This is a genomic window from Methylocapsa palsarum (assembly GCF_900114285.1).
Lineage (GTDB): Bacteria > Pseudomonadota > Alphaproteobacteria > Rhizobiales > Beijerinckiaceae > Methylocapsa > Methylocapsa palsarum.
The window spans coordinates 1-22,657 of the sequence record NZ_FOSN01000027.1 but is presented as its reverse complement, the minus strand read 5'-3'; the positions used below and the strand labels follow the sequence as shown (position 1 = coordinate 22,657).

Below are 22,657 nucleotides of genomic sequence, written 5' to 3'. Positions count from 1 at the left end.
AATCCACAAAGTCAATCGCGGCAGATCGGCGCTGAAAATGCAACAGCTGCAGCGGACCAGCTAATTGCAAAGCGTTGCGTGAGACACTACACTAGAAGGTCGGCGATGATCGACTGCGCCTCGATCACGAATTCAGAAGTGTTGGCGAGTGTCGCCTTCAATTGAAATTCGGCCAGCGTGACTGCCCTAATGCTCGCGAATCGTTCAAGGGCTTCATCTGCCTTGTCGGAAGCCGCAATTTCGGCTTTCTCAGCAATTGCGAGCACTTTTCGTGCGGATTCGTCGTCTTCAACCGCCCGTACCTTCCTTTCGGCGGCACCGACTCGGTCGATCGACTTGACGAACGCCAGATGGCTTCTTTCAACCTCCGCCAGCGCGGCGATCAGTTCAGGGTTGACGCCCGTGGTTAGGTCCAACCTGGCCGCGGCGTCCGAGCGAAGGAATGCGCGTCGGGTGGAAGGCAAGTCGCGACTGACTGCCGGAACGGTGCTGTTCGGCATTGTAGTTCTCCAAGATTTGAATCGAAATGTTTGCTCGACGGTCCAGTCGAGCGTTTGTTTAGTCGCCCGTCGTGACGGCGAAGGAGTCGCCATCGATCTGGATCACGGTCTTGCCGTGCTTGATCAGCGCGGAGAATTGTTCGCCCGCCGAGACAAGGCGAAGGGTCCGGCCTGACGTTCCGACTTCGCCGGCGATGCGCTCTGCTTCGGCCTCAAGGCGCTGCATGGCCCGCCCGGCCATTGAGGCCGCGCGGCGGACGCCTCCGAGTTCATGCGCTTCCGAGGCTATGATTTCCGTGGATTTCTTAGACATCCTGATTTGCTCCCTTTCGGTTGATATGATACTTCTAGGCTCACAAGAATCATTCGTCAACCGAAAAGTGTCATGGAAGCGGAAAAGGTTCACAGTCGCTTAATTGTCGCTGCCCGTGGTCTTTTGGGATGGTCGCAGCCAGTTCTTGCTGGAGCGTCAGGAATTTCGATCAGCACGATCAAGAGACTTGAGGCTGACAAATCGGCGACGCAGGCAAATCGCCGGGCCGTGATCGCCGCCCTCGAAGCCGCCGGCGTGATCTTCGTCGACGAGAACGGCGAGGGAGCTGGCGTTCGATTGAAGAAAAAGCCGTTGGCGGTCGCGGAAATTACCGAAAAGATTGAGGCGTTGGACCAGACGATCGCGACTCTCAACATCGAAGGGGAACCCAGCCCCGAAATCGGAATGAACCGGCTGAAGAAGGCGCTCGTTCAGAACGAACGCACGAAGCTGAAAAACAGCCGAAGGAAGATCAAAACAGGCGGCCCGAAATGAAGATTACATCCTTGGGAGGCCCGCGGCTTAGATCGAGAATACGCGGATAGAGGGCGACATCGTGACTTTGGCGGAGATTTTCGACGTCGCGTCTTTCGCTCTCGGCACGACGGGAACATTCATCTTGTTCAAAGGATCCTTGCGCTTGGGGCTTGTGCTGCTCACGGCGAGCCTCTTCCTGCAGCTGGTCGCGCGACCTACCGGATGACCAGCAACCACCGAGTTCATCGCGGAAAATGGCGATGGGGCGGTGGTGAGGCTGAGGAAGTCCGGCGCAACCGGAACCCGGGCCGCATCGATCGAGGTCGAGGATCTGAACGCCGAGAACGATGATTAAAGGTCTAGGCGGCGGGGGCGTCGCGGCTTTCACGGAGCGCGCAATGACGAACGGGTTCACGCTCAACAAGCTCGCTGAGGCGATGCGCGGCATGCCTCGGGCTGCGCGCATCTTGATCGCCTTGCCCGACGGGCGGCTCGTCGAGATCGACCATATCAAGGGGACGCATCTGCGAATGCGCGATGACGAGATCGTCTCGAGCGAATCGTCAACCGGCGGCGCCGAATATGGGATCGTCCTTGTGACGAGGCCGGAGAAGGAAGAAGGCTAAAGGCGTCGGGGGCGTTACCGTCCGGGGGTCTCTCCGCGTTTTGCGAGCGCGGCGCGTGTGGACACGATCCAGGGCTGAAGAAGCCACAAGCAAGCCGCCCTCGAAGCGCCGAGTCCCGTGATCACACCGCTCACAAACATTCGCGGCGCCTCGGTTTCCCATGCTACTTTGACGCAAAGAGTGGAGAACGACCATGGGATCAGAATGGGTGAAATGCACTCTGCCGGACGGAAAAACCATAACGTTTGTCAATTTGGCTGCCGCCATCTCTATCACAAGGCGATCTCAAAATACGAGAATTGGGTTCGTCGGGGCTGCCTTGGACGCCTATGTCGATGTAATTGAAACTCCGGAGGAGCTTTTCAAACGATTGGATGAGGCCAAACGTGCGGAGCGGACTTAATGAGGGGAAGCGCGCCGCAGAGTGATTGCAAAATCGGATAAATTCTCTGAACTCAATTCCTTGACGCAACGCTTGCTCTCTGCGGCCAAAGAGACTACGCCCACCACATTCTTCCATCAGCAAAAGCGCTCCAAGCGGCCAGAAAGTGGGCGCACGGTAACGCGCATATGATCAACCGGAACAGAAATGCACCGCGAACATAGCGGCTACGATGCGACGTCCTACAAAGACGTGATCGAAAGTCTGGAACTTCGCCGCGCGAACATCATGCATCTTGTTGACCTGAAACGCGGCGGGTACTCCGCCCGCCGTACGGAATTGCGGATCAACCCCAGGAATGATCGGCCGATGAATCCTCGAGCCGCGTTGACTTGCGAAGCCCGCGGCGAAGGCGGGAGAAAAGCGCTCCGTCCCATCGGTGCAGGCGGCATTGGACCGGTCCGAGGATAAGAACGTCGATAGCCATCAGACCGCCACCAGCCCAGCGTCAGGAGGCGTCCACGCGGATGCGCCATCAAAATAAGGCGCCTGCGTCGGATGCATCGCCTTGGCGACCATGCGGCGCGTCACGGAGCGATGTACGACTTCGCCGTCGAGATACATCACGTTTTCGATCGCGGGATTTTGATTTGCTCGACGATAGGGCGCGACATGGTGTCCGCCGCGGGATTCTTCCGGCTCGACGTGCCATTTCTCCCAAGGCATCGGGAACTTGAGACCAAACCGTCCCGCATTTTGATGCGCCCAGCCAAGATCGCCGCCAAGGTCCGCCGCGATCCCGCGCGTGTGGTTTGAATGCCGCGCAACCCAATGCCCGGAACCATTCGAATTCGCGAAAAGCGCGTCTTGGTGCGCTTGCGAGCGCCAGCCCGACTTGATCGAAAGAGGATGCCCCGATGCTTTTCCTGCGTCCATCATCGCGGCGAGGCGATGGCGAAATTCCGGGTTCATGTTGCTGACGCCGGCGCCGCCGGAAAGATCAGCACTGCCGAGCGATGCCTTGTGAATTAAATTAGCGTCAATCCCGGATCCGCCCCCGAGCCCATGGCCGCCAAAACCGCCGCCATCATAGCTATTTAGATGAAGTAAGCCGCCAATCGTGCTGCCAAGCGATGTGATCTTCCCCCAAAGCCATGCTAGCGATTCGCCAAACGCCTTGATGCTTCCGACAAGCTCTTTCCATGCGAAAGCGCCAAGCGTGCCGAGCGCGGTCGCAATTCCAATAATGGCGCCGCCTGGACCGATCATAGATGCGACCGCACCAGTCACCATAATAGCGCCGAGCCCGGCAATCGCTGCGCCCAATACGCCAAACCCGATGCCCAAATTTTGAACCGTGTCAGGATGCGCATTGGCCCACGCGCCGATCTTCTCGAAGAATTCCGTCACGGATTTCATGACGGGCAACGCAGCCTGCATCAGCGGCGCGCCGATCGACTGCATCATGCTCTCGAACTGGTTCCCGAACGCTTCCTTGACGCCTTTCGGGTTCTTCGACGTGAAATCCTTATAGGCTTCCTCGATCGGCTTGACCTTGCCGGCGAGGCCAATATCTTTCATTTGCTGATCTAAGAAACCCTGATTGCCGAACATCTCGATGAGTTTCGACGCGTTGCGGTTCGGCGAGAACTTCGAAATCAAATTCTGGAACGTCGCCTCGTCACCGCCGGCCATTTTCATCAATGATGGATAGACAACATCCTTGATCCAGCCCGGCAGATCGCCAGCATGCTCGAGCGAGCCCTTCATGGCGCCTGGGGCAAGCTGTAAACGGCCGCCTCCGAACCCCGTCGAAGTCGTCTTGCTTAGATCAAGCAACCCAGCAGACTGCATCACGGCCGCTTGCTGCTTAGACAGCGTGGACGCGCCCATTTGCAATTGCTGCAAGGTCATGGCGGTCGTGCCGGCGCCGGAGCCGCCCAAATCAGCCGCGAGAACCGAAAGCGGCCCTAGCGCCTTGTCGATATCGGCGTTCATGAAGGCCGTGCCGCCGCGCCGCGCCAAAAGCTGGAAATCGTTCGCGGTCAGCTTGCCGCCAAACGCCGTGATGTACGAAAACGCCTTGTCCGTGAAATCCTTAAGCCGCTCTGGATTGGTCGAGATGCCCTTCATTTCCGCAGAACGCAAGAGCTTGTAATATTCGCCGCTCGATTGCTTACCGCTCGAATTCGAAAGGAGGGCGTCAACCATCAACGCGCGCGGGGCCAGCGCCGCCGCGCCCACCGTCGTGCCCGTCACACCGCGCAATTCCTGCACGGTCTTGAGGAATTCGGCCGCCGTCAAAGTCGGGATGGCCTTTGCGATCTGATTGTAATAATCGGCTTGGAGCTTCAGAACCTCGTTGGCGGCCATGCCATTGCGCTGGAGCTTGTCTTGCTGGTCAAGCAGCTTGTCGCCGTAATCCGCGACGCCCTTAAGCACGGCGCCAATCCCGACCCCGCCCGCAATGCCCAACCCGCCAAAAATGAGAGCCGACGTGCGACTGAAGCTGGACATCGTCTTTTCGAGGCGTGCAAAGGACCCTTCGAGATGCAGAACATCTTTTGCGAGCGCTGCGAGCCCCGCCGAGGCTCTGTTCTCAAGCGATAATCGAGTATAGATCTCATAGACTTGCATGTTTAGCCCCGTAGACGATCAATGCAGATGCGGCTCAAAACAATTGTCGTGACGAAGCCGAAGTTGGGTTCCGGCGGCTCATCCGGCGCGCCATCAGGGCGGCCCACAAGCATTCGGAGCATCTCACATTTAGAGACGCTCACAACCAAAATGCGCCATGATTGACCCGCGGTCGGAAGCAGCGCAAGACCGCCCGAATTCGCGGCAAGCTCATACCCGAGGTCGCCGTGCGACGATCGCATGATCTTCTCTACTTCACCCTCTCCGGGCGGACGAATGCGATAGTTGCGATTTGGGTTCTGCTTGAACCAAGCTCGGTCAAGATTGATTGCCTGGTTCATTTCAAACCTTACAAAATAAAATGGAACTGGAGGCGCACCCCATTGGGGACGCCTCCAGCAGCCTACGCCCAACCGCCCAGGGGACGGAGAGATAACCCATCGGCCGAGCGCATCGATGGCGGAACGCCCGCGCCCAATATAGCGCGGTGCTCGCGACGTTAAAGCCGCCGCCATGACTGTCTGACGCCCCCAGGACGCCAGCCTTCTGCCTATCGAACGGACGGAGGAAACCCACAACCAAACGCCGCCGCCGATTGGCAAAACTTTTTTCATCCGGCCACACCTGCCATTGTCGCTCGCATATGTTCCGCTTTGACCGCGGCGCGCAAATCGGCGTTGTCCTTGTGGGAATATAAATAGGTGTAGGATCCAGCATAAGTTAACCCCGGATGCGCCCGCATGTGGTCGACAGCCAGACTATGGAGTCGAGCATGAGCCGGACCGATGAATTCGGGTTCCTTCCGAGGAACATTATCCTGCGGCGCATGGCCTTCGATTTCAGGCCCGCGAGCAGCCTTCATCGCCTTGAACAGCAACTTCCCCGCCGCATCTTCGGTGATGCAGCGTGTGAAAGCCTGCTCCGGACTTTCGCTATCCTTTCGGATATCACCGGCGCGGGTGCGGATCAAATTATTGATCTGATATTTCTTCGCGTCTAACGTCCCAGCGAAAACGCCGTCATAAATCTTTTTCGCAACTGCCGCATCAGCAACATCGTTTCGAATGACGGTGGCCATGTTCGATCCTCAAGCCGCCTTGGATGTGATTTGTTTCAACCGTGCTGACGCCCGCGCTCGCACATGGCTCGCCCAGCCATCAATCACTGATTGAAAATCCCGGCGGGCGTGCGGGGCGAGATGCGCAACACTCACATCAGTGTGCATTAACGCCGTCTTCGTCGCGGCCGCCATGTTGACTTTAATCAGTGGATAGGACGTCGGTGCGTAGCCAAGTTTCTCGAGCTGCCGGAAATCACCGGCGAGGTCATTATACTTCGCGACAAACCTTTCGAGCGCCCGCTGTAGCTCGTCCCCCCGCTTGGCGAAGTCGTTCAAAAGCGCAAGCGCCTGCCGAGCCTTCTCGCAGTCCGCGGCGTCAGCATCAGCCGCCGTCGCAAGATCAACCCGACGTTTCGCTTCGCTAACGGCAGCTTCAAGGCTGCGAATCTCCAAGCTCGCCGAACTCGCCTTTGCGTTGAGGGCGTCTAGCGTCTTCCTGGCGCCGGCGTCGTCGCAATGCGCCGCAAACGAAACACCCACGATCTCAACGTCAATACTCGATGCTTTCTTCCGTGCAGCCTCCAGCTTGCCGTTAAGGCTGGCCAGTGCGGCCCGCGCATCGTCTAACGTGGACATTGTGTGCTTCTCCATCATCTGGGTAACTTCCAACCGAATTGACCGCCAACGGCGGAAGCCTGCGGTGATCCCATCGGCCAGCCTCCCGGCGGCGAGGATGTGAAGTCCGCAATGTTCAGGTTCGCGGCGGCGATTTCGGCCCGGGTTGGGCCAGCGCACGGCACATGAAAACTCACCACGGACTGCCAGGAAATTTGCAGATCAGTCAGCGCATAGACCGCCGCATCGAGGCGATCCGGACTGTTGGCTGAGCCAGGCTCGAATGAGCAAAGCTCGTCCTCCAGCTCAGGCAAACAGCCGACAATATGCGCGCGATGCTGCTCGAAAAGAGCTGAAATCGGTTCCGCGCGGGTGATCTTGCCTCGCGATGCATGAACAAGACGAATCGGGATTGTTCGATCTACCGCCCGCAACGTCGACTCGACCATCAGGCCGCCTTGGTTTGACTCCGCGACAATCCTGTCTGCTCGATGGCGCCGGTAGGCCGCGATGGCCGTGGTCGCCCATTGGATTGGGTTATATCTGCCGCTTAAGTCTTCCAGAATGTAGCCATTGCCGTCATCGCCGAGGCCAGCGACGACGACGCCCGTAAGATCGCTGTTCTCGCCAACGGAAGTCGCCGGGTCAACCGCGACCACGACGCGACGCATGGGCGGCTCAGAACCTTTTTGAATGCGAGTTTCCTCAACGAGGTCGCGGCTCCATAAAGCGCCTTGAACGTCGCTGAGAATTTCTCCATTGAGTTCCTGCCTGCCGAGCCGCGTCCCCTCGTATCTGGTTACGATCGCGCTCAGAAACGTCGGCGCGAGGTTGCTGGCGTTGTCCGACGTCTTGCCCTTGGTCACATGAACGTCGGGCCGAGCGATCAGGCTCTTCAGGAGTTTCAACGGCCTTGGCGTCGTCGTGACACAGATGCGGGGCTTCGCCCCAAGGCGCAATCCGAACTGAAGCTGATCCCAAACCGCCTGAAGATTGGTCCACGCAGCTAATTCGTCACACCAGGCAAGATCATGTTGCGGACCGCGCAATCGATCGGCTTCCTCAGCCGAATAAGCAGTCACAACCGCGCCGTTTTTGAAGGTCACACGGCGCTTGCTGGGCTCATAGGTCGGACGGTCCCAATCCGCGCAAATCGAGAGAAGGCCGCTGGCGCCCTCGATCATCACGTTCCGCACGTCCGCGGCAGTCGCGCCGACCAATGCGACACGGCGGGCCTGTCCACTGGCGATCTGTGACTTGACCCATTCCGCCCCGGTCCTGGTCTTGCCCCATCCGCGCCCCGACAGGATAAGCCAAATATTCCAGTCGCCAGGCGGAGGCAATTGCTCCGGGCGAGCCTTGCCGGGCCAGTCGTCGCCGAGCGCAGCGGCAAGCCGTCCAAACATTGATGTCGAGGCCGGATCAAGCATTTTCGACCTCTCGTGCGTCGACCAGCTTTGGCTCCGGGGATGAGTGCCGTTCGTCGAGTTCGCGAAAAAGAGCGATAATGTCGGCGCGAGCCTCTGGATGACGGGCGCAGACCTGCAGCAGCCCGGTTTGCAGCTCTGTGAACGGTTGGCTGTTTAAAATTTGCGTGTTGTTTTGAACGTTGATGACCGTCGAGGCGAACCCCCGGACCTCGCCCGTGATGCGGCCGATCTCGCGCATGACCTCGACCATGCGGCCGGACAATCGATCGACCTCGTAGGGCTTATTGGCCTGCGCCGACTTGTCGAGCGCGTTCATTAGGACCGAACGCGTGATCGCTAAGTAGTCTAGGACGGACCTGGACTCGTCGGCGGCCAAGTTCGCAAGATCGGCGACCTTCGCAGGCCCGAGTAGATAGCTCGCCTTGGTCGCGTCGGCGACATGCCGGGTGCAATGCCGCCAAATTCCATCTTTGTGGACATCGAACTGCTCGGACAGTTTTTCAAGCGAAACGCCGGCCGCCTGCAACGCCTCAATCCTGACACGCTCAGGGTGATGGCAGACCTGGCAACGCACGCGCGGCTTGAACGCATTAGCCTCGCGCTCGCGCTTCTCCGATGTAGGATCAAAGTGGGGTTCGCCAGATTTGAAGTGACCGCGAGGCTTGTGTTCGCTCATCTCATCCCCGCCGAATCTCACATTTCGCGAAAAAGTGTCGCGCTCATGCTGCCCATATGTTGCCCCGAAAGCAAGAGCTGCGCGACGCAGATGATATAACCCTGATTAACTTGAGAAAATTTATTATGGCCTTGTGATTGGAGATCAGGTGAGACGCGTGGGCGAGCGGAATGGATTGCCGGATCGACGGCCAAAACAGGGTGCGCGGATTGCGCAGTCTGTTGTGAATCATGGACGGCGGCAGGATAGGAACGGTCAGAACAGATCGCGGAATGGATCGTGATCACGGATCGAAGAAGTTTAATCGCACCGGAAGGCTCTTTTGACTTCAGTTAAGAGGCCAACCGAGGAGCTGCTTGGCTCTAAGCGCACCTTCCCGACAATCTTAAGCGCAGCCGAATAGCCCTTATCGCGCGAGTGGAAGCGCATCGGCCGATAAAAGCGCCCTCAGGTGGGCTGAAAAAATCCGCCGATAGTATCCCCGTCGTCAACTTCCCCATCCTCTCCCAGCGAACAAAGCGAACAAAGCGAACAAAGTTCGCGCTTGTGCCGAAATGTTCGTGAGGCGAACAAAACGAACAAGCCCCTTAAAGGGGCTGTTCTGTTCGCCATTTTTGTTCGCCTAAACGATCCAAGCGTGCGGCTCCCATACGCCGACCAGTTTCGCGGCGAGCAGTGTCTCGTGGGCCCGCTGGAATGCGACTTGACGGGCGCGCGGTTCGTCGGAACTGGCAATTCCTTTCCGGTAAGCATATTCGCGCCATTGGCTGACCGTGACGGCTTTGACGTTTGGAGGGATATGGTTAGACGCAGGGGGGATGACGGCGCGCTCGGCGATGGCCTCGTGGAGCGCCGAAAGCGCGATCCTGGCGCCTTTGGTAAGTTTGGGTCCCGGCGCTTTCTTTGCGCGGCTGCCGCCGTCGACCGGCACAATGATGCAGGATGAGATAGGGTCGCCGTCAGAGTCTATCCCGACTTCGATTGTCTCAAGTCGGCTCACGATCTCGTGGCCCTGCTCGCCGTCTTTCATCAGTTCGACGGTGGCGATGATGTTGTCGGCCGCGTCTCGCTTGACGGAAAGCTGGGCGTCGACGGCTCCCATAAGGCTGCTATGGCCGCGCGGCCGAGTAGCGTCGTGTCCGCAATGATGCACGATGATGACGGCGCAGGTGAATGCGTTGCGGATCACGTCAGCGGCCTGGACATAAGCGGCCATGTCGCGATCGTCGTTTTCTGAACCTGCAAGCGAGCGGTTGAGCGTGTCGATCACAACGGCCGCGGGCGGAACGTGCCCCAGCGCGTGGCGGATGGCCGCGATCAGCGCCGGATGGTCGGCGACAAGGCCCATAGGCGAGGCGATCAGGCTGAAGGCAACGGGTTCCGTGGATTCGGCTAGGTGCGTTTGCCGGAAGGCCTCAACCCGGGCCCGGAAGCCCTCGGCCCCTTCAAGGGCGCAATAGACGACTGCGCCTTGCCGAACGCGCCGACCGCGATATTCCCAGCCGAGAGCGATGTGCATCATCAGATCGAAGGTTAGGAAAGACTTGCCGCATTTCGGCGGCCCCCAGATAACCGTCAAGCCAACGCGCGGGACGAGACCCTTAACGAGATAGGTGGGCGTCGCGTCGAACTTAATGTTTTCGAAGGGGATGAGATGGAACGCGCGCTCCTGTTTTGGAGCGCCAAACGTTGCGTCAAGACGCGCAAGCGAGTCGAGACGAGCGAGGTCATGTTCATCGAACGATGGCCCATTCATTCGCCGCCGCCTTTCGAAAGCAACGATTCATCAGTACGTTGCTTTGCGATTTTGATCGACAGGCAATCCCACGCTTCAAACGCGATCAGAACATCGTCGATCGAAAAGGCGACGACATGCGGAATGCCATGCCGGACGCACCACATACGGAAGGCGTCCTGGGCCTCGGACAGCTTCTCACCGGCGCGCTTCAGTTCGAGGCAATGCAAACGGCCGCGCGGCTGAATGAGGAGGAAGTCCGGCCAGCCGGCTTTCGCGCCCATCTGCTTCAACTTGCTAGCCGTGCGCTTGTCTCGGATTTCGCCGGTTGGAACGTGACACCACTGCCAATCCGACCGCGCGTGCTCGCGAAGAACCTTGGCGACCGACATGTGCAGAACGATTTCCTTCGGCCGCGGCGCCGGAGACCTTCGGAGGCGCGGTTTACGACCTTGCGCGAGAAGCAAAAGGGGTGGAATTGTCATTCCGGCGCCTCCGCATTGTTGTGGAGCGCCTTGATCTCTTGGGCACATTTCTGCGCAGTGCGCGCGGAGTCGACGAAGCATCGCGTGGAGTTGAGCGCCCTGGCGTCATCATCGACGGCAAGAAAGGCTTGGCCTGCGGCCGCATAGTGCTCGGCGAGACGCAGACATTCATGCAGGGCGTCGCGCAGGAGGTAGAGTTTCGTCTGCTTGACGGCGGCTGGGTCGCAAACTTGCTGCGGCGGGGCGATAGCGTTCATCCGCGCCTCCCGGAATTGAAGGCGAGCCCCGCCAGGAGCCGGGCGCGATCAGGCCGCACGCCGAAGCGCGAGGCCAAAAACCGCTGTTGCAATTCGATAAGGGAGGGGCTAAATTCCGAACCGTTCCCGCTGCCCAGCACGAACAGTTCGGACCCGGCCGCCACCCCATGGCGCGCCGGGTTTCCACGGTTTAAGACCATTGATCACACGGCCTCCGTAAGAAAGGCGGCCGACTGTGCATTAGTCGCCCCGGTCTTTGGCGATCGGCGGGGCCGGGATTTCAGCCAGTTCTCAACTTCCTCCAGATTCCACGCGAGCGTATTCGCGCCAAGCGCGATAGGCCTCGGAAACTCGTAGCGCTCAATCGCGCGCGCGAGCTGCATCCTGTTGGCAACAATGCCGTTCTTCTCAAGATAGGAGTACCGCACAAACATCGCTAACCCTCATGGCTCGTGTTAACCGATGCGATGAGGATGGGGCTTCGCCGATGACAGGTATAGCGTCGGCGGCTAGCAAATCGTGTCACATTTGCTAAGCTAATCACACCTTCCGGCGAGGTGGTAGTTCACCCGATTTCTCCCAGCCCCTTATTGCCTGGATCAGCAGGGACCGACTTGGTAAGTTGTCGTCTGGCCAACCTTTTTTCGATTCTAGGTTCTGCGCCAAATCTTGCTGTGAAAGGGTTCCGTTTTTCTTGCGTGCCTTTATCGCCAAATCCAGCGCATGCTTCTGCCATAACAGTTTCTTTTCGGCTCTCTTAGCCACGCTCTTTTTCTGGTTCGTATATCCGCGAATGGACTCGGCGGGTTCCTTCACTCCCTCATCGAGAAACCCACTGAACGTGCCAATCTCGTATGCAAGGCCAAGAAGTGTCCAGACCCGTCGGCATTCATCGTCGCTCAAATTGGCCTTCATAAACGTGCATTCAAATTTTATTCGATCCACAGAGGATGTCAGGGCTTCCCTTGATTTTGGCTCTGTCGCTTTATCGGCAGCAGTGTCGGTCGCAATCTGCGTCAAGAACTCAAACATGCGCTCCATGCCCTCGCGAGGCCCGAGGCCTTCCCAGACCTCACGGTGTGCATTATCAAATGACCGGACACTCATCGCGCCGCCCCCACGTTCATTCGTATGATGTTGCTCGGCGCGTTCGGCTCGCAAACCGCAACCACATGGCATCCCCAAGCCTCGAAGGCGTGTCTCTTCTCATCGATGTAACTGTGCTGGTCGTAAATCCGGTGCAGCCCCTTTTGCGTATGCGCAATGCAAAGCTCCGAAACCGTGTCCACAATCCGCAGAGCTGAAAGTCCAGTTCGCATCGTTCTGCGAAGATCATGGAACCGCCAGTTCTCAATGTTGGTAAGCAAGGCGTCCGCCTTTTCTTTAATTCCAGAAAAGTTGGCGATTGGCCGATGACCGCCCGTGGTCGAGAATACGAAGGGGCCGGTCCAGCGTGGCAGTGACTTGAGGATGACAACGGCTTCCGGCGCCAGCGGAACGATGTGCGGAGCGTCGGCCTTCATGCGATCGGCCGGGATAGTCCAAACCGCCTTGTCGATATCGACCTCGGACCATGCCATTTCCGCGACTTCCCGAAGCCGTTGGCCGGTCAAGAGCAAAAGACGCACAAACGGACCGGAAGGGTAGGGCAGCGCCGCCGTGGCTCGCCATAAGGCCGCGAGTTCGTCATCGTTCAAGATGCGGAGCCTGGCGCTCGGCTTTACGAGAAGGTCCTTAGCCTTCAGGCCCGCGAACGGCGAAGCTTTAACGTAGCGGTGTGCCGCGGCCCAAGCGAAGAATTTTGAGAGATATGCGAAAATGTGCCGCGCTTGGTAAGGGCGGTCTTTAGAAATTCCTTTGACCAGCCGGACGATATCGACGTCTGAAATTTCCGCAATCGGCTTCTTGCCAAAAACCGGAAGCAACTCGTTTTTAAAGGCGGCCTCGACTTCCCGCGCGGACCGAAGGCTTGAGACGTGATCAGCCAAGAATTCCTTCGCTAGGGCAGAGAACGTTTCGCGTGCCGCCTGCGTCTCGGCTTCCTTCGCGGCCTCTCTGGCGGCTTTGGGGTCAATGCCGCGCGAAATATCGAGGATCGCGGATCTAGCATCATTGCGAGCGTCTGAGAGGGAGTAGGGGAGGGGCTGGCCCGCCGGAAATGGCACGCGCCAGGAAATGCCGACCATCCGCCGAATGATTCGACCCTTGAGCCGTCGCATCACGTTGAAAGACGCTGCGCCGGTGTCAGTTACGCGGACGCAAAGGCTGGGAACCGCGGTATCCCAAATGACGGTTCGCTTGCCGGCCGGCGCCGGTTTTAGGCCGCGTAATGTGCGGTCGGTCAATAGTTGAGCCATAGGTTGTACCGAAAATCAGATGTCCTCTCGGGGCAACATAGGGGCAAACATCGCGGACTGTCAACCGATGTTAACCCGCGTTGTGCGATGTGGCCTAAATATTCATATAAATATATGAAAATAATAGTAAATCCTGTTGTAAGTATGCGCCGATGTTAACTGACGATTTAGGGCGTTGCCGTACTTTTAATCAGAGGGTCATGGGTTCGAATCCCATCGCGCTCACCACATAACCGATTGATTTCAAAGCACTTATTTTTTGAATGGAACGTCGTTTCCTTTGATTTTCTGTGCCGTGTAAGCACTATGTAAGCACGCGGACAAAAGCCGCTCCAGCAGGATGCTCCCGCCCCTCGTCATCTAGATTCCGCCACGCGCCCATTGGCGGCCGGCGAGGACCACTCTCTTCTTTTTCTTTTTTACTTTTAAGAAAATAGAAGCCGTCCAAGCCGTCCAAGTCGTCCAACTATCGTAAAATCAATGCTTTCTGAAATCGGCAAGCCGTCCACAAGCCGTCCAACGTCGTCTAACGGGACATAGGTTCAGAATCGCAAGACCAGTAAACCCGCTCGCGCAAAAAGGACGCGGAGAACAATTTCCCGCGTCCGTCGTTCGCTAGCCAAAAGGATGATTACAGGAGAAAGTCGACGCGCTCTGCGAGCGTCGGTACGGAGCGCAGCCCGAGCGGCGGGCGCCAGCGCTCGAATATCAACAGCGGTTGGTCACGCCGGCGAGAAGGCTGTGAAGAAGGCGGACCATATCTTTATCGAGATTGGCTGCCATTTCCCGCACGGCGATTTCTGAAATTGATCGAACACCTGCGGCGCCGCTCTTGTTTGCAGCATCTTCGATCTCTTCGCTGCGGCTCTCGAGCTCGTCCAGGATTTTGAGCAGCGAAGGGAAATCAGAAAGGCTAACGAGACCTTCTGGAATCATTGAATCTTCTTGGCTATCGACCGCCACGGGAATCACCTTTCTCTCATGCAGCCGGACCGTTATTCGAGCCAGCCAGACCCTGCTCGGCCAATCCTTGCAGTTCGTGCGCAACGGCCGTGCGATAATCGCGCGCCAGCGCCTTGAGAAATGTGCGCATGCCGACCACGCCATCCTTGCCAACCGCGGCGGCGCCTTCGTCAGCGCGTGAGGCAAACAGATCGACGGCCGCGATGATGCGCTCGCCGCATGCGCGGACCGCCGCCGCGACGTCGGCGACAGGCAATAGCTTTTTTTGACGCTCCTCGAGATCCATGCGCGCCATCTCAGCGAGATAGGATGTGCGCCGCGCTTGCTCTTGAGACAGACATTTTTCGTTTGGGTCTGGATCTGGATCGTCGCTCGTTTTGGGCACGTGATCGGATTGCTGGGCGTTCATGGAGCGGACAACGTCGCGAGTTTTCTCGTAGACGCGGTCATAGGCGACGAGGTTGACGAGCTTAGCGTTGCGAGCGCCGGCCTTCGTCTCGATTAGCCCCTGCGCCTCAAGGCGCGCGATCCGGCGTGACATCACGGGCCCTGAGATGCCCTTTTGGCGCGCCAGCCCATTAATGCCGATCCAAAACCCGTCGAGTTCACTCGCCATTAATACCACTCCGCTCCGGACCGTTGCCAGAACTGATGCTAATAATACCAGTATTACCCCTAAAAAATCAATTACTTGCTAGCGTTTTTCCGGACTGCATCCGCCGCGTGGGTCACTCAGGCGAGAGGAAGGACCCGCAAAATATCTGGAGCGGATTCTGTCTGTTGCGCCATTTGCCGACAATGGAGCCAGCATCACAGGCGGGCTTTATTCAGGACGATCAATCTTCATTTTCAGTCCAAACGACCACGATACGATGGCCTCTTGATCGGCGGCGCGGTCAGGGAGAGCGTGCGGAATCGGCGCGGCAACCAAATTGATGCATAGCGGTAAGGGCTGGCGTCAGATCAGCATGCGAGCGGAAGATGCACCAGCATAGCGCCGCATCCGGAATTCCCGTCAGGGAGGTGGGCAGGAAAAACATCGTGAATCCGGTCTTCGCGATCGCAAAACCGGGAGCTCTGGCGAGGACGCTAACGCCGCGGATCATGAGACCAAGGCGCTCGATTCGAAGCTGAAATAACCGCATTTCCGTAATTTATGTATCCACAAAAACATTGAAGCGCGCGCTTTTTGTGGATACATTAATTCACATGAAGATCACCTTCGATCCGGTCAAGCGCGACAAGACCCTTGCTGAAAGAGGCCTTGACTTCGCCGACGCCGCCGAGGTTTTCGCCGGCCCAACGGTCGAGAACGAAGACGAGCACGCCGATTACGGAGAACGGCGCATGATCTGCTTCGGCGTCCTCTATGGCCGGGCGGTGGTGGTCTGTTATGTCCAGCGTGGCGAAGCGCGCCACGTCTTTTCGATGAGGAAAGCCAATGACCGCGAGCAAGCAAAACACAAAGATCGATGACTCTAAAATCGGGAGCGACATGGCGAAGGTCGACGCCCATGTCATCACGCCTGAGGAATATGAGGAACTTCCAGAGATTACGGACGAATTTTTCGAGACTGGAAAATATTCCAGCGGCGGACAGCCTGTTTCAAAAGAAGAGGGCCTGGCGGCGCTTGCGGCGACCCTGCGTCCCGGACGGCCCCGCGCGCAAAATCCAAAACAGGTCGTGAATATCCGTCTCTCACCCGACGTGCTCGACGCGTTCCGGGCGACCGGGCGAGGCTGGCAGACGCGGGTCAACGAGGCGCTGCGCGAATGGCTGAAAGAGCATCCTTGACGGCGGATCTCGTGTGCGGGCCGGGCGCAACTGTGCGAGGCCGCTCGCGCTTGGCCTTGAATTAAGCGTCGATTGGCGTCAGATATCCTCGGGCTTATGTGCGAAGCGGCTGCGGCGCCAGCGAACGCATTGAACTACGCGTCTTTGAGTGGCGATGCAGGCCGGCCGTTCGCTTGGAGATTGAATTGATGCGGATGCGCCTTTCCTGGCGGGAGCTTTCGCTGATCGCAGCCCTCGCGGCCTTTTCATTCGGGGTTTGGGTCTGGTCGGCTCCCCCGAGGCCCGAAGTTGGCGCGGCCGGGCGGGATGTCGGACTCGCGGCGGCCTGCGATTCCGGCGGACGAACCGGGCGAGCGGGTCTCGACGACAACGTGGCGACCTCCGACGGATTGAGAATCACAGTGCGCACGCCAAGCAATTATGACTCGACGCGCGCCTATCCGCTGCTAGTGGTCTATCCGCCGGCGGGATACGATAGGCAAAAGTCCGAAATCTTCTACGGGTTGACGCCGGATGCGACGCGGCGCGGATTCATCGTTTCCTACAGCGACCACTTGCGGCTGTCGCGCCAGGCGGTTGCGCAGCAGGCGAAGGTCGCGGCGACTGTCGCAAGCCTGTTCTGTGTCGATCCAACCTCGGTTGCTTATCTCGGTCATTCCGACGGCGCCACCATAGCGGAGGGAATAACCGCCTCGCTCCTCGGCTCGGGAGCAGCCCCGCGCGCCATCGTGGCGAGCGCGGCCGGGATCACGCGCGAAGACCTCGCAATGCTTCCTTGTCCATCGGTCCCGGCGGTCCTGATCGTTCACAGTCGCGCCGACGCGCTTTTTCCTGATTTCGGCCGCAGCGCCGCAGCCTATTGGGCCCAATGCGCGTCCTGCGCGCCGGCCGATCTCGAGGGAGTCGCGGAGGGCTGCCGCGACTTCTCCGCCTGTGCCGAGGGGCGCCGCGTCGCCTATTGCGCAACCGCCGGGCCGCACAGCCGCTGGCCGGCCATGAATGCGGCGATGCTCGACTTCATTCAAGGCGTTGCTGCGAAATCGCCGTAGCGCGAAGGCTCAATCAAGCCTGCGTCAAAGCTGCTTTGGAAGGATCCCGAGGGGCGAGGATCGTTTCGACATGACCGAGCGCTGGTTCCTCAAAGTGGTTGGCGCCACGTCGCAGCGCGAGATCGAGCGCATCGTCCGCGACGGCAAGAGGGCGGCGTCTGGTTTTGTGCCAACACGGTCTCACCTTTTTTGAGAGCTTGGATCAGCATCTACGCGAATCGAGCAAGACATTCGCGGCCGCAGCGCTGGAGTTTCGCTTGGTTCAACGCTAGGTTCCGCGGGCGCCGCTCGCCCTGCGCTTTGGACCCGAACTCAGCCGCTGTCTCGATCAGGCCCTGGGACGGCTCGCCGAGCCGATCGAGCCGGTGCGGCCGCTGGACCTCATCGCGATTCGCCGCGCCTTCGCCGAACTGATCGGCGCCGCCGAAACCATCGCTCGCTCTATCGGCAGCATGCTTGCCTCGACGGCCGCATTCAACGGGAAGGCGACTTCATTCGGCGAAGCTGCGGGTGCAGCAGTTGCCGATGACGCTCCAATGTGGCGGAACCGGCTGGACGAAGAACGGCTTAGCGGCGAAGATGTCCCGATGTAGGGATATCATGGACGACGAAACGGCCACGCCACGAGAAATTCATCTGCTGACCGTCGACGCTCTGCTCGCCGACCTCGTTGGGGGACGAGCCGTGGCGCTCGGCGGAGGCGAGGAACTCGCACTGGCGTCAGATGACGCGCGGGCGGTCCTCGATTGGTATCGACGTAATCGCGGCAGGTGGCAGTCGAATCTCTCGGCTGGCGATACCGACGCGATTATCGACGCGATCGGCACGCCGCCGCCGACGATCGAGGCGGAGCCCGAGGCTGGTAACGCCCACGCCGTTAGGCTGCTGCGGCTGGTGAAGGTCGAGGCGCACCGCTTCGCGGGGTTGCACGCCTATGGCCGGCCGAATGTGCCGCCGACTTCATTCGTATTCGAGCCACGCAAGCCGGTTTTGCTGCTGGAGGGCGGGAACGGCTCCGGCAAGACCTCGATTGCTAATGCGATCATCTGGTGTCTGACCGGCCACCTCATCCGGTCGCAGCGTCCGCCCGAGGAGGGGCCGCTGGACTTCGCGTGCGAGATCGCGCGTGACGACGGCACGAACACCACTCATGCGATGTCGGCGATCACGCCGTTGCCGCCGAAATCTGCCGAGCTGCCGCCCGGTGGCGAGCCGATCCCGGCTGACAACTGGGTAGAGCTGACCTTCGCCGATGCGATCGGCGCCCTGCTGCCGCCGCTCCGACGTACGCAGGGTCGAACGGCTCGTGGCAAGATCACCGAGACCGCGCCCGACCTGGATGCCGTCGGCATCGATCCGATTGCTTGGCGGATCGCAACGACGATGCCGGCGCTGCTTCCATTCCTCTCGGTCGGCTCGGCGTCCCAGCTTGGCGAGGCGGTGGCGCGGCTGACCGGGCTCGCCGAACTGGTGGACCTAGCACGGCATGCCCAGAAGATGTCGGTGCGGGTTACGAAAACCGCAACACCCGAGATCGAGAAGCAGCGGGTCGATATCGCCGGACGCTATCAGCAGGCGGTCGGTGACCTGACCGCCATCGTCGTCGAGACGCCCACGATAGCCTTCGGGGGCACCGCCCCCACCGTGGACGAGGAGAATTCAGCGGATCGGATCACGGAGATCGCCGGCCATTTCGCTGACCTGAAGGCTAAGGCATTGAGCGAAGCGCGGGACGTGCTTGGCGACGGCTTCGATCCCGAGAGCAAGCAGTCGCGCGACGATCTCGAGGGTAGCATTGCTCCGGCGATCGAACGACTAAGGACGGTAGGCGAACTGCCGTCAATCGCGCGCCTCTCCGCCTTGAAGGTGGACGCCGCCGAGATCGCCACCGTCGTCGCGCTGTTGATGCGGGTGGAAGCGGAGGCTGCCACCCTCGCGCAGTTAGCCGTCCGATCCCGATCGAGCCCGCCGCGCCCAGCTTTACGCTAAGGTGGCGGCGTGGATGCACGACCGTGCCCATATCGATGATGGCACCTGCCCGGTCTGCGTCGGCCAGCTGCATGGCGCGCGCGATCCGGTCACTGGCGCGCCGATTGTCGATCACCTCGCCGAAGCGGCGCGCGACCGCGAGGTGATCGCTCGGACGATTGCCGAGTGGTCGGCACACTGGATCGGCCACCTGTTGCAGGAGCTTCCGCCGGCCATCGCAAAGGAGGCGCGTGGCGACCTGCTGCCGGATCCGGCCGTTCTGCTCCGGGCAGGGCTGGCCGACGAGCTCTTCGCGAGCGAGCCGTTCCGCGGCGCGTTATCCGCGCTTCAGACCGATGCTGTGAAGCTGATCGACGAACGGCTCGCCGGGCTTCCCGACTTCACCGAACCTGTTGCTCGGCCCTTGCCCGCCGCCCTGGCGACAGCGGCCGCTCGGCTCGAGCAGATGATCGACCGGATCGATCGCGCGTTGGCGTTTGCCGAATGGCGCGAAGATGCCGGCGAGGCGCTCAAGGCATTCCTTCTGGCAATTCGGCGAGGTGACGACGGAAATCCCGATGCGCCCCGCGCGATCGGACGGCGGCTGACGTCGCTGCTTCGGATCGTCGAAGGTGTCGCCCCGCTCAACGCGGCGATTGAGCAGGTTCGGCGCATGGAGGTCGCGCGCGTGGCTCATGTCGCGAAGAAAGAGCGGATTTCGGCATGCGGGCGTGCTGTGGCGGCGCTCGACCTCCTCGTCCCGCTCGGCGGGCTGGCCCAGACACAGGTCGATACGCTGCGCCGGAAGCTGCACAACCGGTCCGAGCATTGGCGCCGCGCGATCTATCGCAACGCGACGATCTTCGCACCCGACCTCACCGGCACTGACATGAACGCACGCGGGGTATTGGAGCTCAAGGTCGGCCGCGATGGCGTAACCGCGCCGGCGCAGCATGTATCCAACAGCTCGGCCTTGCGCGGCGCGTTGTTCGGCTTCTTCCTCGCGTTCCGCGAGCATGTGCTCGCCATGCGCGGTGGCCTGTCGCTGCTAGTGCTGGACGATCCGCAGGAACTCCTGGACCACGACAATCGCCAGCGGCTCGCGCGCGGGCTCGCCGCCGCCGCCGCGGCGGGAGCGCAGCTGTTCGTCACCACCCATGATCGTCGGTTCGCCCGGTTGCTGGTCGCCGAGAACCGCGCCGCCGACCGCGTCCAGCATCTGTCGGTTCACGCGGTGAACTTCGTTCACCCGACGCTGAGCCTTTCGCCCACCATCGAGGAAATCGACCGACGTCGCCAGGCGTTCGTCGCCAATCCAGATTCGGCGATCGACGCGCAGAACTATGCGTCCGACCTGCGCGTGTTCATCGAGGCGCGGCTCGGCGACCTGTTCGACGACCTAGCCGTGCCGGCGCATGCGACCTCGACGCTGGCCCTGACGCTGTTCCCGTTGTTGGACAGGCTGCGCACGTTGATCGCCGACGGCGGCGGCGAGTTGTTCACCAACCCCATTCTCAAGCGCTTCGTCGATGATCCGGGGCTCGCCGAGGGCGCATCGCCACGTCGCGTGCTCAACACATCCCATCACGACAAGGCGTCTATCACCTACATAGACGTGAAGGACGTCGAGACGGCTTTTGTCCGCCTTCGCACCGGAGTCGAGAAGGTGCATGAGCAGTTCCGCCTCTACCGCTGGCGCGAGCCGCTCGCGCCAACCGACGCAGCCGACACCAACGTGGTGCCGCTGCCGGTCATGACGCGGCTGAGCTTTTCCGTGCCGGTCTGCCCGGATATCGCGGCGTTTGTCGGCTCGAGGCCGGCGGGGGGTTCACAGGATACGGCTACCGAACAGCTTGATGGCAGCTGGTTCGAGGGCAAGGCGCTGTTTTATGTGCGTGGTGAAACCCTGGGCTTCGCGATCCCGTCCGGCGCGGTCGCCCTGGTCGAGGCTGAACCTTATCCTGGCCGCGACCGCAACCTCGTAATCGCCCGGCACCAGGGAAACGTGCTGGCGCGCCGGCTGGTGAAGGCGCCGGGCTCCCTCGGTATCTCGCTCGCGGCGCAGACGCCAGATCCGCGAACCCCGCGACCGACGATGACCTATGACGAGAGCAAGGTCCGCTTGTATCGCATCGTCGGCGCGATCTTCACTGATATGCCGCCCCCGCTTGCCGGTAGCGGCGAAGCGACCCCGGTCGACACAGCGCCGGAACTCGCCCGGATCGAGGTCGCCTATCGCGTCCGCGAGGACAGCGCCGTACCATTGGTGCTGCCCGGTCAAGTCATCCTGGGCGGCACCGAGCTAAGGTCGGGCGACATCGACGCATTGGAAGGCAGACTTGTCGCGGTGACGCTTGATGATGGCACCAGCATCTTCAAGCGCGTCGGTGCGCGCCTCTCCGGCAGCCTCGGCCATCTCCGCCTGTTCGAGGCGATCGGCGGCCTTGGCTCTTCAATGGTCATCGCCACGGAAGCGGTGAACGGCGGGACGAGCATGCCCGTGATGGCCTCCGCACGCCGGGTTCTGGGAGTGCTCTACGAACTGCCTTGAAGGGCGATATCCGTTTGGAAAGGCTCGCGGCTTTCAGCTGTATCACGAACGGCGGCTATCGGGCTCCCCGTATCGGAAAGCTGCCAATCCGCTCCCGGCCCGGCGAAGCCATAGACAGAATGGGCATTACCATATTGCAGGCCCGGGATCGGAATGGCGGAAACCCACCCAGTGCGGAAATTCAAACTGAGACACTGCCCCAATTTTATAATTAGGTATTTGGACCGAGCCGACATAACGTATCAAGTACATCAATTGAATAAAGACGCTTTTCGGTTAGATGAAAACACCGTCTCTTTTTTCCTCATCGCGTGAGGATAATCCACCGATCGCCGCTATGTATGCGCTCGACCCCAATTCCGGCAATTATCACCTTGACATAGTACGCTCAATTGTCCGGCGTCAGCGCCCATGAGACAAATCGGGGTATTTTCTGAAGGGAGATTTCTGGTTCATCTTAGCCCATTCAGGAGCGCAGATGAGACAGAAATCCGTGCCGGCGAAAGCCCCGGCAGAACAGCTTGTGAAAGATATTCGGCGCGAGACGCGTCGCCATTTCTCGGCAGAAGAGAAGATCCGCATCGTCCTCGAAGGCCTACGCGGCGAGGAGAGCATCTCCGAGTTGTGCCGACGCGAGGGGATCGCCTCGTCGCAATATTATGGCTGGTCCAAAGAATTCCTGGAGGTGTCCGTCGTCAGATGATTTGAGACAGTTTCAGGTTATTCGGAACGGAGGTTCTGGCTCATCGACATTAAAGGTTAAGCGGCCTGCAGTTGGTGC

Annotated in this window: 25 protein-coding genes and 2 pseudogenes; 11 read left to right on the top strand and 16 right to left on the bottom strand. The window is 59.9% G+C overall.

What is annotated here, in order from left to right:
- Positions 1 to 86: 86 nt before the first annotated feature.
- Both BM177_RS17810 and BM177_RS17805 read right to left on the bottom strand, forming a co-directional pair.
- On the bottom strand, positions 87 to 500 hold the full coding sequence (locus BM177_RS17810) for a hypothetical protein (protein ID WP_091686361.1): 414 nt from the start codon (positions 498 to 500) through the stop codon (positions 87 to 89).
- Positions 501 to 558: 58 nt separating this feature from the next.
- Positions 559 to 813, bottom strand: coding sequence for a hypothetical protein (locus BM177_RS17805; protein WP_091686360.1), 255 nt, complete (start codon positions 811 to 813; stop codon positions 559 to 561).
- Positions 814 to 885: 72 nt separating this feature from the next.
- On the opposite strand from BM177_RS17805, the gene BM177_RS21050 reads away from it, so the two are divergent.
- From BM177_RS21050 to BM177_RS17795, 3 genes are all read left to right on the top strand, one after another.
- A complete protein-coding gene (locus BM177_RS21050; protein ID WP_342028936.1) occupies positions 886 to 1,308 on the top strand; it encodes a helix-turn-helix domain-containing protein in 423 nt (140 codons plus the stop codon).
- Between the two features lie 61 nt (positions 1,309 to 1,369).
- Positions 1,370 to 1,516 carry a hypothetical protein gene (locus BM177_RS20235; protein WP_175492692.1) on the top strand — a complete coding sequence of 49 codons (147 nt, stop codon included), beginning with the start codon at positions 1,370 to 1,372 and terminating at the stop codon, positions 1,514 to 1,516.
- Positions 1,517 to 1,688: 172 nt separating this feature from the next.
- Complete coding sequence (locus BM177_RS17795) at positions 1,689 to 1,916, top strand: hypothetical protein (RefSeq protein WP_139223726.1); 228 nt, start codon at positions 1,689 to 1,691, stop codon at positions 1,914 to 1,916.
- Positions 1,917 to 2,784: 868 nt separating this feature from the next.
- Here the strand turns inward: BM177_RS17795 and BM177_RS17780 are convergent.
- The 14 genes from BM177_RS17780 to BM177_RS17710 form a co-directional block, all read right to left on the bottom strand.
- Positions 2,785 to 4,935, bottom strand: a complete 2,151-nt coding sequence (locus BM177_RS17780; protein WP_091686352.1) for a M15 family metallopeptidase — start codon at positions 4,933 to 4,935, stop codon at positions 2,785 to 2,787.
- Positions 4,936 to 4,937: 2 nt separating this feature from the next.
- Positions 4,938 to 5,276, bottom strand: coding sequence for a hypothetical protein (locus BM177_RS17775; RefSeq protein WP_091686350.1), 339 nt, complete (start codon positions 5,274 to 5,276; stop codon positions 4,938 to 4,940).
- A 269-nt stretch (positions 5,277 to 5,545) separates the two neighbouring features.
- Entirely contained in the window at positions 5,546 to 6,013 is a 468-nt protein-coding gene (locus BM177_RS17770; protein ID WP_091686348.1) for a hypothetical protein, read from the bottom strand.
- 9 nt (positions 6,014 to 6,022) lie between these two features.
- Positions 6,023 to 6,631: a hypothetical protein gene (locus tag BM177_RS17765; protein ID WP_139223724.1), complete on the bottom strand. Its 609-nt coding sequence runs from the start codon at positions 6,629 to 6,631 to the stop codon at positions 6,023 to 6,025.
- Positions 6,632 to 6,645: 14 nt separating this feature from the next.
- Entirely contained in the window at positions 6,646 to 8,040 is a 1,395-nt protein-coding gene (locus BM177_RS17760; RefSeq protein WP_091686343.1) for a DNA-packaging protein, read from the bottom strand.
- Positions 8,033 to 8,716, bottom strand: coding sequence for a hypothetical protein (locus tag BM177_RS17755; RefSeq protein WP_139223723.1), 684 nt, complete (start codon positions 8,714 to 8,716; stop codon positions 8,033 to 8,035). The genes BM177_RS17760 and BM177_RS17755 overlap by 8 nt, the downstream gene beginning before the upstream one ends.
- A gap of 622 nt (positions 8,717 to 9,338) precedes the next feature.
- Positions 9,339 to 10,472 (bottom strand): helicase RepA family protein, encoded by a 1,134-nt coding sequence (locus BM177_RS17745; protein ID WP_091686336.1) that lies wholly within the window; start codon positions 10,470 to 10,472, stop codon positions 9,339 to 9,341.
- The gene (locus BM177_RS17740) at positions 10,469 to 10,936 is read right to left on the bottom strand and encodes a VRR-NUC domain-containing protein (RefSeq protein WP_175492691.1); all 468 of its coding nucleotides are present in this window, start codon (positions 10,934 to 10,936) and stop codon (positions 10,469 to 10,471) included. The genes BM177_RS17745 and BM177_RS17740 overlap by 4 nt, the downstream gene beginning before the upstream one ends.
- Entirely contained in the window at positions 10,933 to 11,193 is a 261-nt protein-coding gene (locus BM177_RS19710) for a hypothetical protein (protein ID WP_139223722.1), read from the bottom strand. Before BM177_RS19710 ends, BM177_RS17740 begins: the two co-directional genes overlap by 4 nt.
- Positions 11,194 to 11,396: 203 nt before the next feature.
- A complete protein-coding gene (locus tag BM177_RS21210; RefSeq protein ID WP_425284433.1) occupies positions 11,397 to 11,576 on the bottom strand; it encodes a helix-turn-helix transcriptional regulator in 180 nt (59 codons plus the stop codon).
- Between the two features lie 157 nt (positions 11,577 to 11,733).
- On the bottom strand, positions 11,734 to 12,225 hold the full coding sequence (locus BM177_RS17725) for a hypothetical protein (protein WP_139223721.1): 492 nt from the start codon (positions 12,223 to 12,225) through the stop codon (positions 11,734 to 11,736).
- A 71-nt stretch (positions 12,226 to 12,296) separates the two neighbouring features.
- On the bottom strand, positions 12,297 to 13,538 hold the full coding sequence (locus tag BM177_RS17720) for a tyrosine-type recombinase/integrase (RefSeq protein ID WP_175492690.1): 1,242 nt from the start codon (positions 13,536 to 13,538) through the stop codon (positions 12,297 to 12,299).
- Between the two features lie 720 nt (positions 13,539 to 14,258).
- Positions 14,259 to 14,513, bottom strand: coding sequence for a hypothetical protein (locus tag BM177_RS17715; RefSeq protein WP_139223720.1), 255 nt, complete (start codon positions 14,511 to 14,513; stop codon positions 14,259 to 14,261).
- A gap of 16 nt (positions 14,514 to 14,529) precedes the next feature.
- Complete coding sequence (locus BM177_RS17710; protein ID WP_139223719.1) at positions 14,530 to 15,054, bottom strand: hypothetical protein; 525 nt, start codon at positions 15,052 to 15,054, stop codon at positions 14,530 to 14,532.
- Positions 15,055 to 15,722: 668 nt separating this feature from the next.
- On the opposite strand from BM177_RS17710, the gene BM177_RS17700 reads away from it, so the two are divergent.
- The 8 genes and pseudogenes from BM177_RS17700 to BM177_RS17675 form a co-directional block, all read left to right on the top strand.
- Entirely contained in the window at positions 15,723 to 15,989 is a 267-nt protein-coding gene (locus BM177_RS17700; RefSeq protein WP_091686364.1) for a BrnT family toxin, read from the top strand.
- Positions 15,955 to 16,308, top strand: a complete 354-nt coding sequence (locus BM177_RS17695; RefSeq protein ID WP_175492689.1) for a BrnA antitoxin family protein — start codon at positions 15,955 to 15,957, stop codon at positions 16,306 to 16,308. The genes BM177_RS17700 and BM177_RS17695 overlap by 35 nt, the downstream gene beginning before the upstream one ends.
- A 188-nt stretch (positions 16,309 to 16,496) precedes the next feature.
- Positions 16,497 to 17,357 (top strand): alpha/beta hydrolase family protein, encoded by an 861-nt coding sequence (locus BM177_RS17690; protein WP_139223718.1) that lies wholly within the window; start codon positions 16,497 to 16,499, stop codon positions 17,355 to 17,357.
- Positions 17,308 to 17,550, top strand: a complete 243-nt coding sequence (locus BM177_RS21205; protein ID WP_425284431.1) for a DUF6494 family protein — start codon at positions 17,308 to 17,310, stop codon at positions 17,548 to 17,550. Before BM177_RS17690 ends, BM177_RS21205 begins: the two co-directional genes overlap by 50 nt.
- 82 nt (positions 17,551 to 17,632) lie before the next feature.
- Positions 17,633 to 17,821, top strand: a pseudogene (locus BM177_RS21200) (DNA polymerase Y family protein); the annotation flags it as partial.
- Positions 17,822 to 17,957: 136 nt separating this feature from the next.
- Entirely contained in the window at positions 17,958 to 19,346 is a 1,389-nt protein-coding gene (locus BM177_RS20400) for an ATP-binding protein (protein WP_210185934.1), read from the top strand.
- Positions 19,347 to 19,359: 13 nt separating this feature from the next.
- On the top strand, positions 19,360 to 21,876 hold the full coding sequence (locus BM177_RS20395; RefSeq protein ID WP_210185933.1) for a hypothetical protein: 2,517 nt from the start codon (positions 19,360 to 19,362) through the stop codon (positions 21,874 to 21,876).
- Between the two features lie 478 nt (positions 21,877 to 22,354).
- Positions 22,355 to 22,561: pseudogene (locus BM177_RS17675) on the top strand (transposase); the annotation flags it as partial.
- Positions 22,562 to 22,657 lie beyond the last annotated feature (96 nt).

What these genes read in the sequence shown, in the direction of transcription:
- BM177_RS20395 (WP_210185933.1), top strand. Translation starts at nt 19,360, where the DNA reads ATGCACGACCGTGCCCATATCGATGATGGCACCTGCCCGGTCTGCGTC.
- BM177_RS17770 (WP_091686348.1), bottom strand. Translation starts at nt 6,013, where the DNA reads ATGGCCACCGTCATTCGAAACGATGTTGCTGATGCGGCAGTTGCGAAA.
- BM177_RS21050 (WP_342028936.1), top strand. Translation starts at nt 886, where the DNA reads ATGGAAGCGGAAAAGGTTCACAGTCGCTTAATTGTCGCTGCCCGTGGT.
- BM177_RS17740 (WP_175492691.1), bottom strand. Translation starts at nt 10,936, where the DNA reads ATGACAATTCCACCCCTTTTGCTTCTCGCGCAAGGTCGTAAACCGCGC.
- BM177_RS17710 (WP_139223719.1), bottom strand. Translation starts at nt 15,054, where the DNA reads ATGTCACGCCGGATCGCGCGCCTTGAGGCGCAGGGGCTAATCGAGACG.
- BM177_RS21205 (WP_425284431.1), top strand. Translation starts at nt 17,308, where the DNA reads ATGCGGCGATGCTCGACTTCATTCAAGGCGTTGCTGCGAAATCGCCGT.
- BM177_RS17765 (WP_139223724.1), bottom strand. Translation starts at nt 6,631, where the DNA reads ATGTCCACGTTAGACGATGCGCGGGCCGCACTGGCCAGCCTTAACGGC.
- BM177_RS17745 (WP_091686336.1), bottom strand. Translation starts at nt 10,472, where the DNA reads ATGAATGGGCCATCGTTCGATGAACATGACCTCGCTCGTCTCGACTCG.
- BM177_RS17780 (WP_091686352.1), bottom strand. Translation starts at nt 4,935, where the DNA reads ATGCAAGTCTATGAGATCTATACTCGATTATCGCTTGAGAACAGAGCC.
- BM177_RS17700 (WP_091686364.1), top strand. Translation starts at nt 15,723, where the DNA reads ATGAAGATCACCTTCGATCCGGTCAAGCGCGACAAGACCCTTGCTGAA.
- BM177_RS17810 (WP_091686361.1), bottom strand. Translation starts at nt 500, where the DNA reads ATGCCGAACAGCACCGTTCCGGCAGTCAGTCGCGACTTGCCTTCCACC.
- BM177_RS20400 (WP_210185934.1), top strand. Translation starts at nt 17,958, where the DNA reads ATGGACGACGAAACGGCCACGCCACGAGAAATTCATCTGCTGACCGTC.
- BM177_RS17760 (WP_091686343.1), bottom strand. Translation starts at nt 8,040, where the DNA reads ATGCTTGATCCGGCCTCGACATCAATGTTTGGACGGCTTGCCGCTGCG.
- BM177_RS17795 (WP_139223726.1), top strand. Translation starts at nt 1,689, where the DNA reads ATGACGAACGGGTTCACGCTCAACAAGCTCGCTGAGGCGATGCGCGGC.
- BM177_RS19710 (WP_139223722.1), bottom strand. Translation starts at nt 11,193, where the DNA reads ATGAACGCTATCGCCCCGCCGCAGCAAGTTTGCGACCCAGCCGCCGTC.
- BM177_RS21210 (WP_425284433.1), bottom strand. Translation starts at nt 11,576, where the DNA reads ATGCAGCTCGCGCGCGCGATTGAGCGCTACGAGTTTCCGAGGCCTATC.
- BM177_RS17725 (WP_139223721.1), bottom strand. Translation starts at nt 12,225, where the DNA reads ATGTTTGAGTTCTTGACGCAGATTGCGACCGACACTGCTGCCGATAAA.
- BM177_RS17805 (WP_091686360.1), bottom strand. Translation starts at nt 813, where the DNA reads ATGTCTAAGAAATCCACGGAAATCATAGCCTCGGAAGCGCATGAACTC.
- BM177_RS17775 (WP_091686350.1), bottom strand. Translation starts at nt 5,276, where the DNA reads ATGAACCAGGCAATCAATCTTGACCGAGCTTGGTTCAAGCAGAACCCA.
- BM177_RS17695 (WP_175492689.1), top strand. Translation starts at nt 15,955, where the DNA reads ATGACCGCGAGCAAGCAAAACACAAAGATCGATGACTCTAAAATCGGG.
- BM177_RS17690 (WP_139223718.1), top strand. Translation starts at nt 16,497, where the DNA reads ATGCGGATGCGCCTTTCCTGGCGGGAGCTTTCGCTGATCGCAGCCCTC.
- BM177_RS17755 (WP_139223723.1), bottom strand. Translation starts at nt 8,716, where the DNA reads ATGAGCGAACACAAGCCTCGCGGTCACTTCAAATCTGGCGAACCCCAC.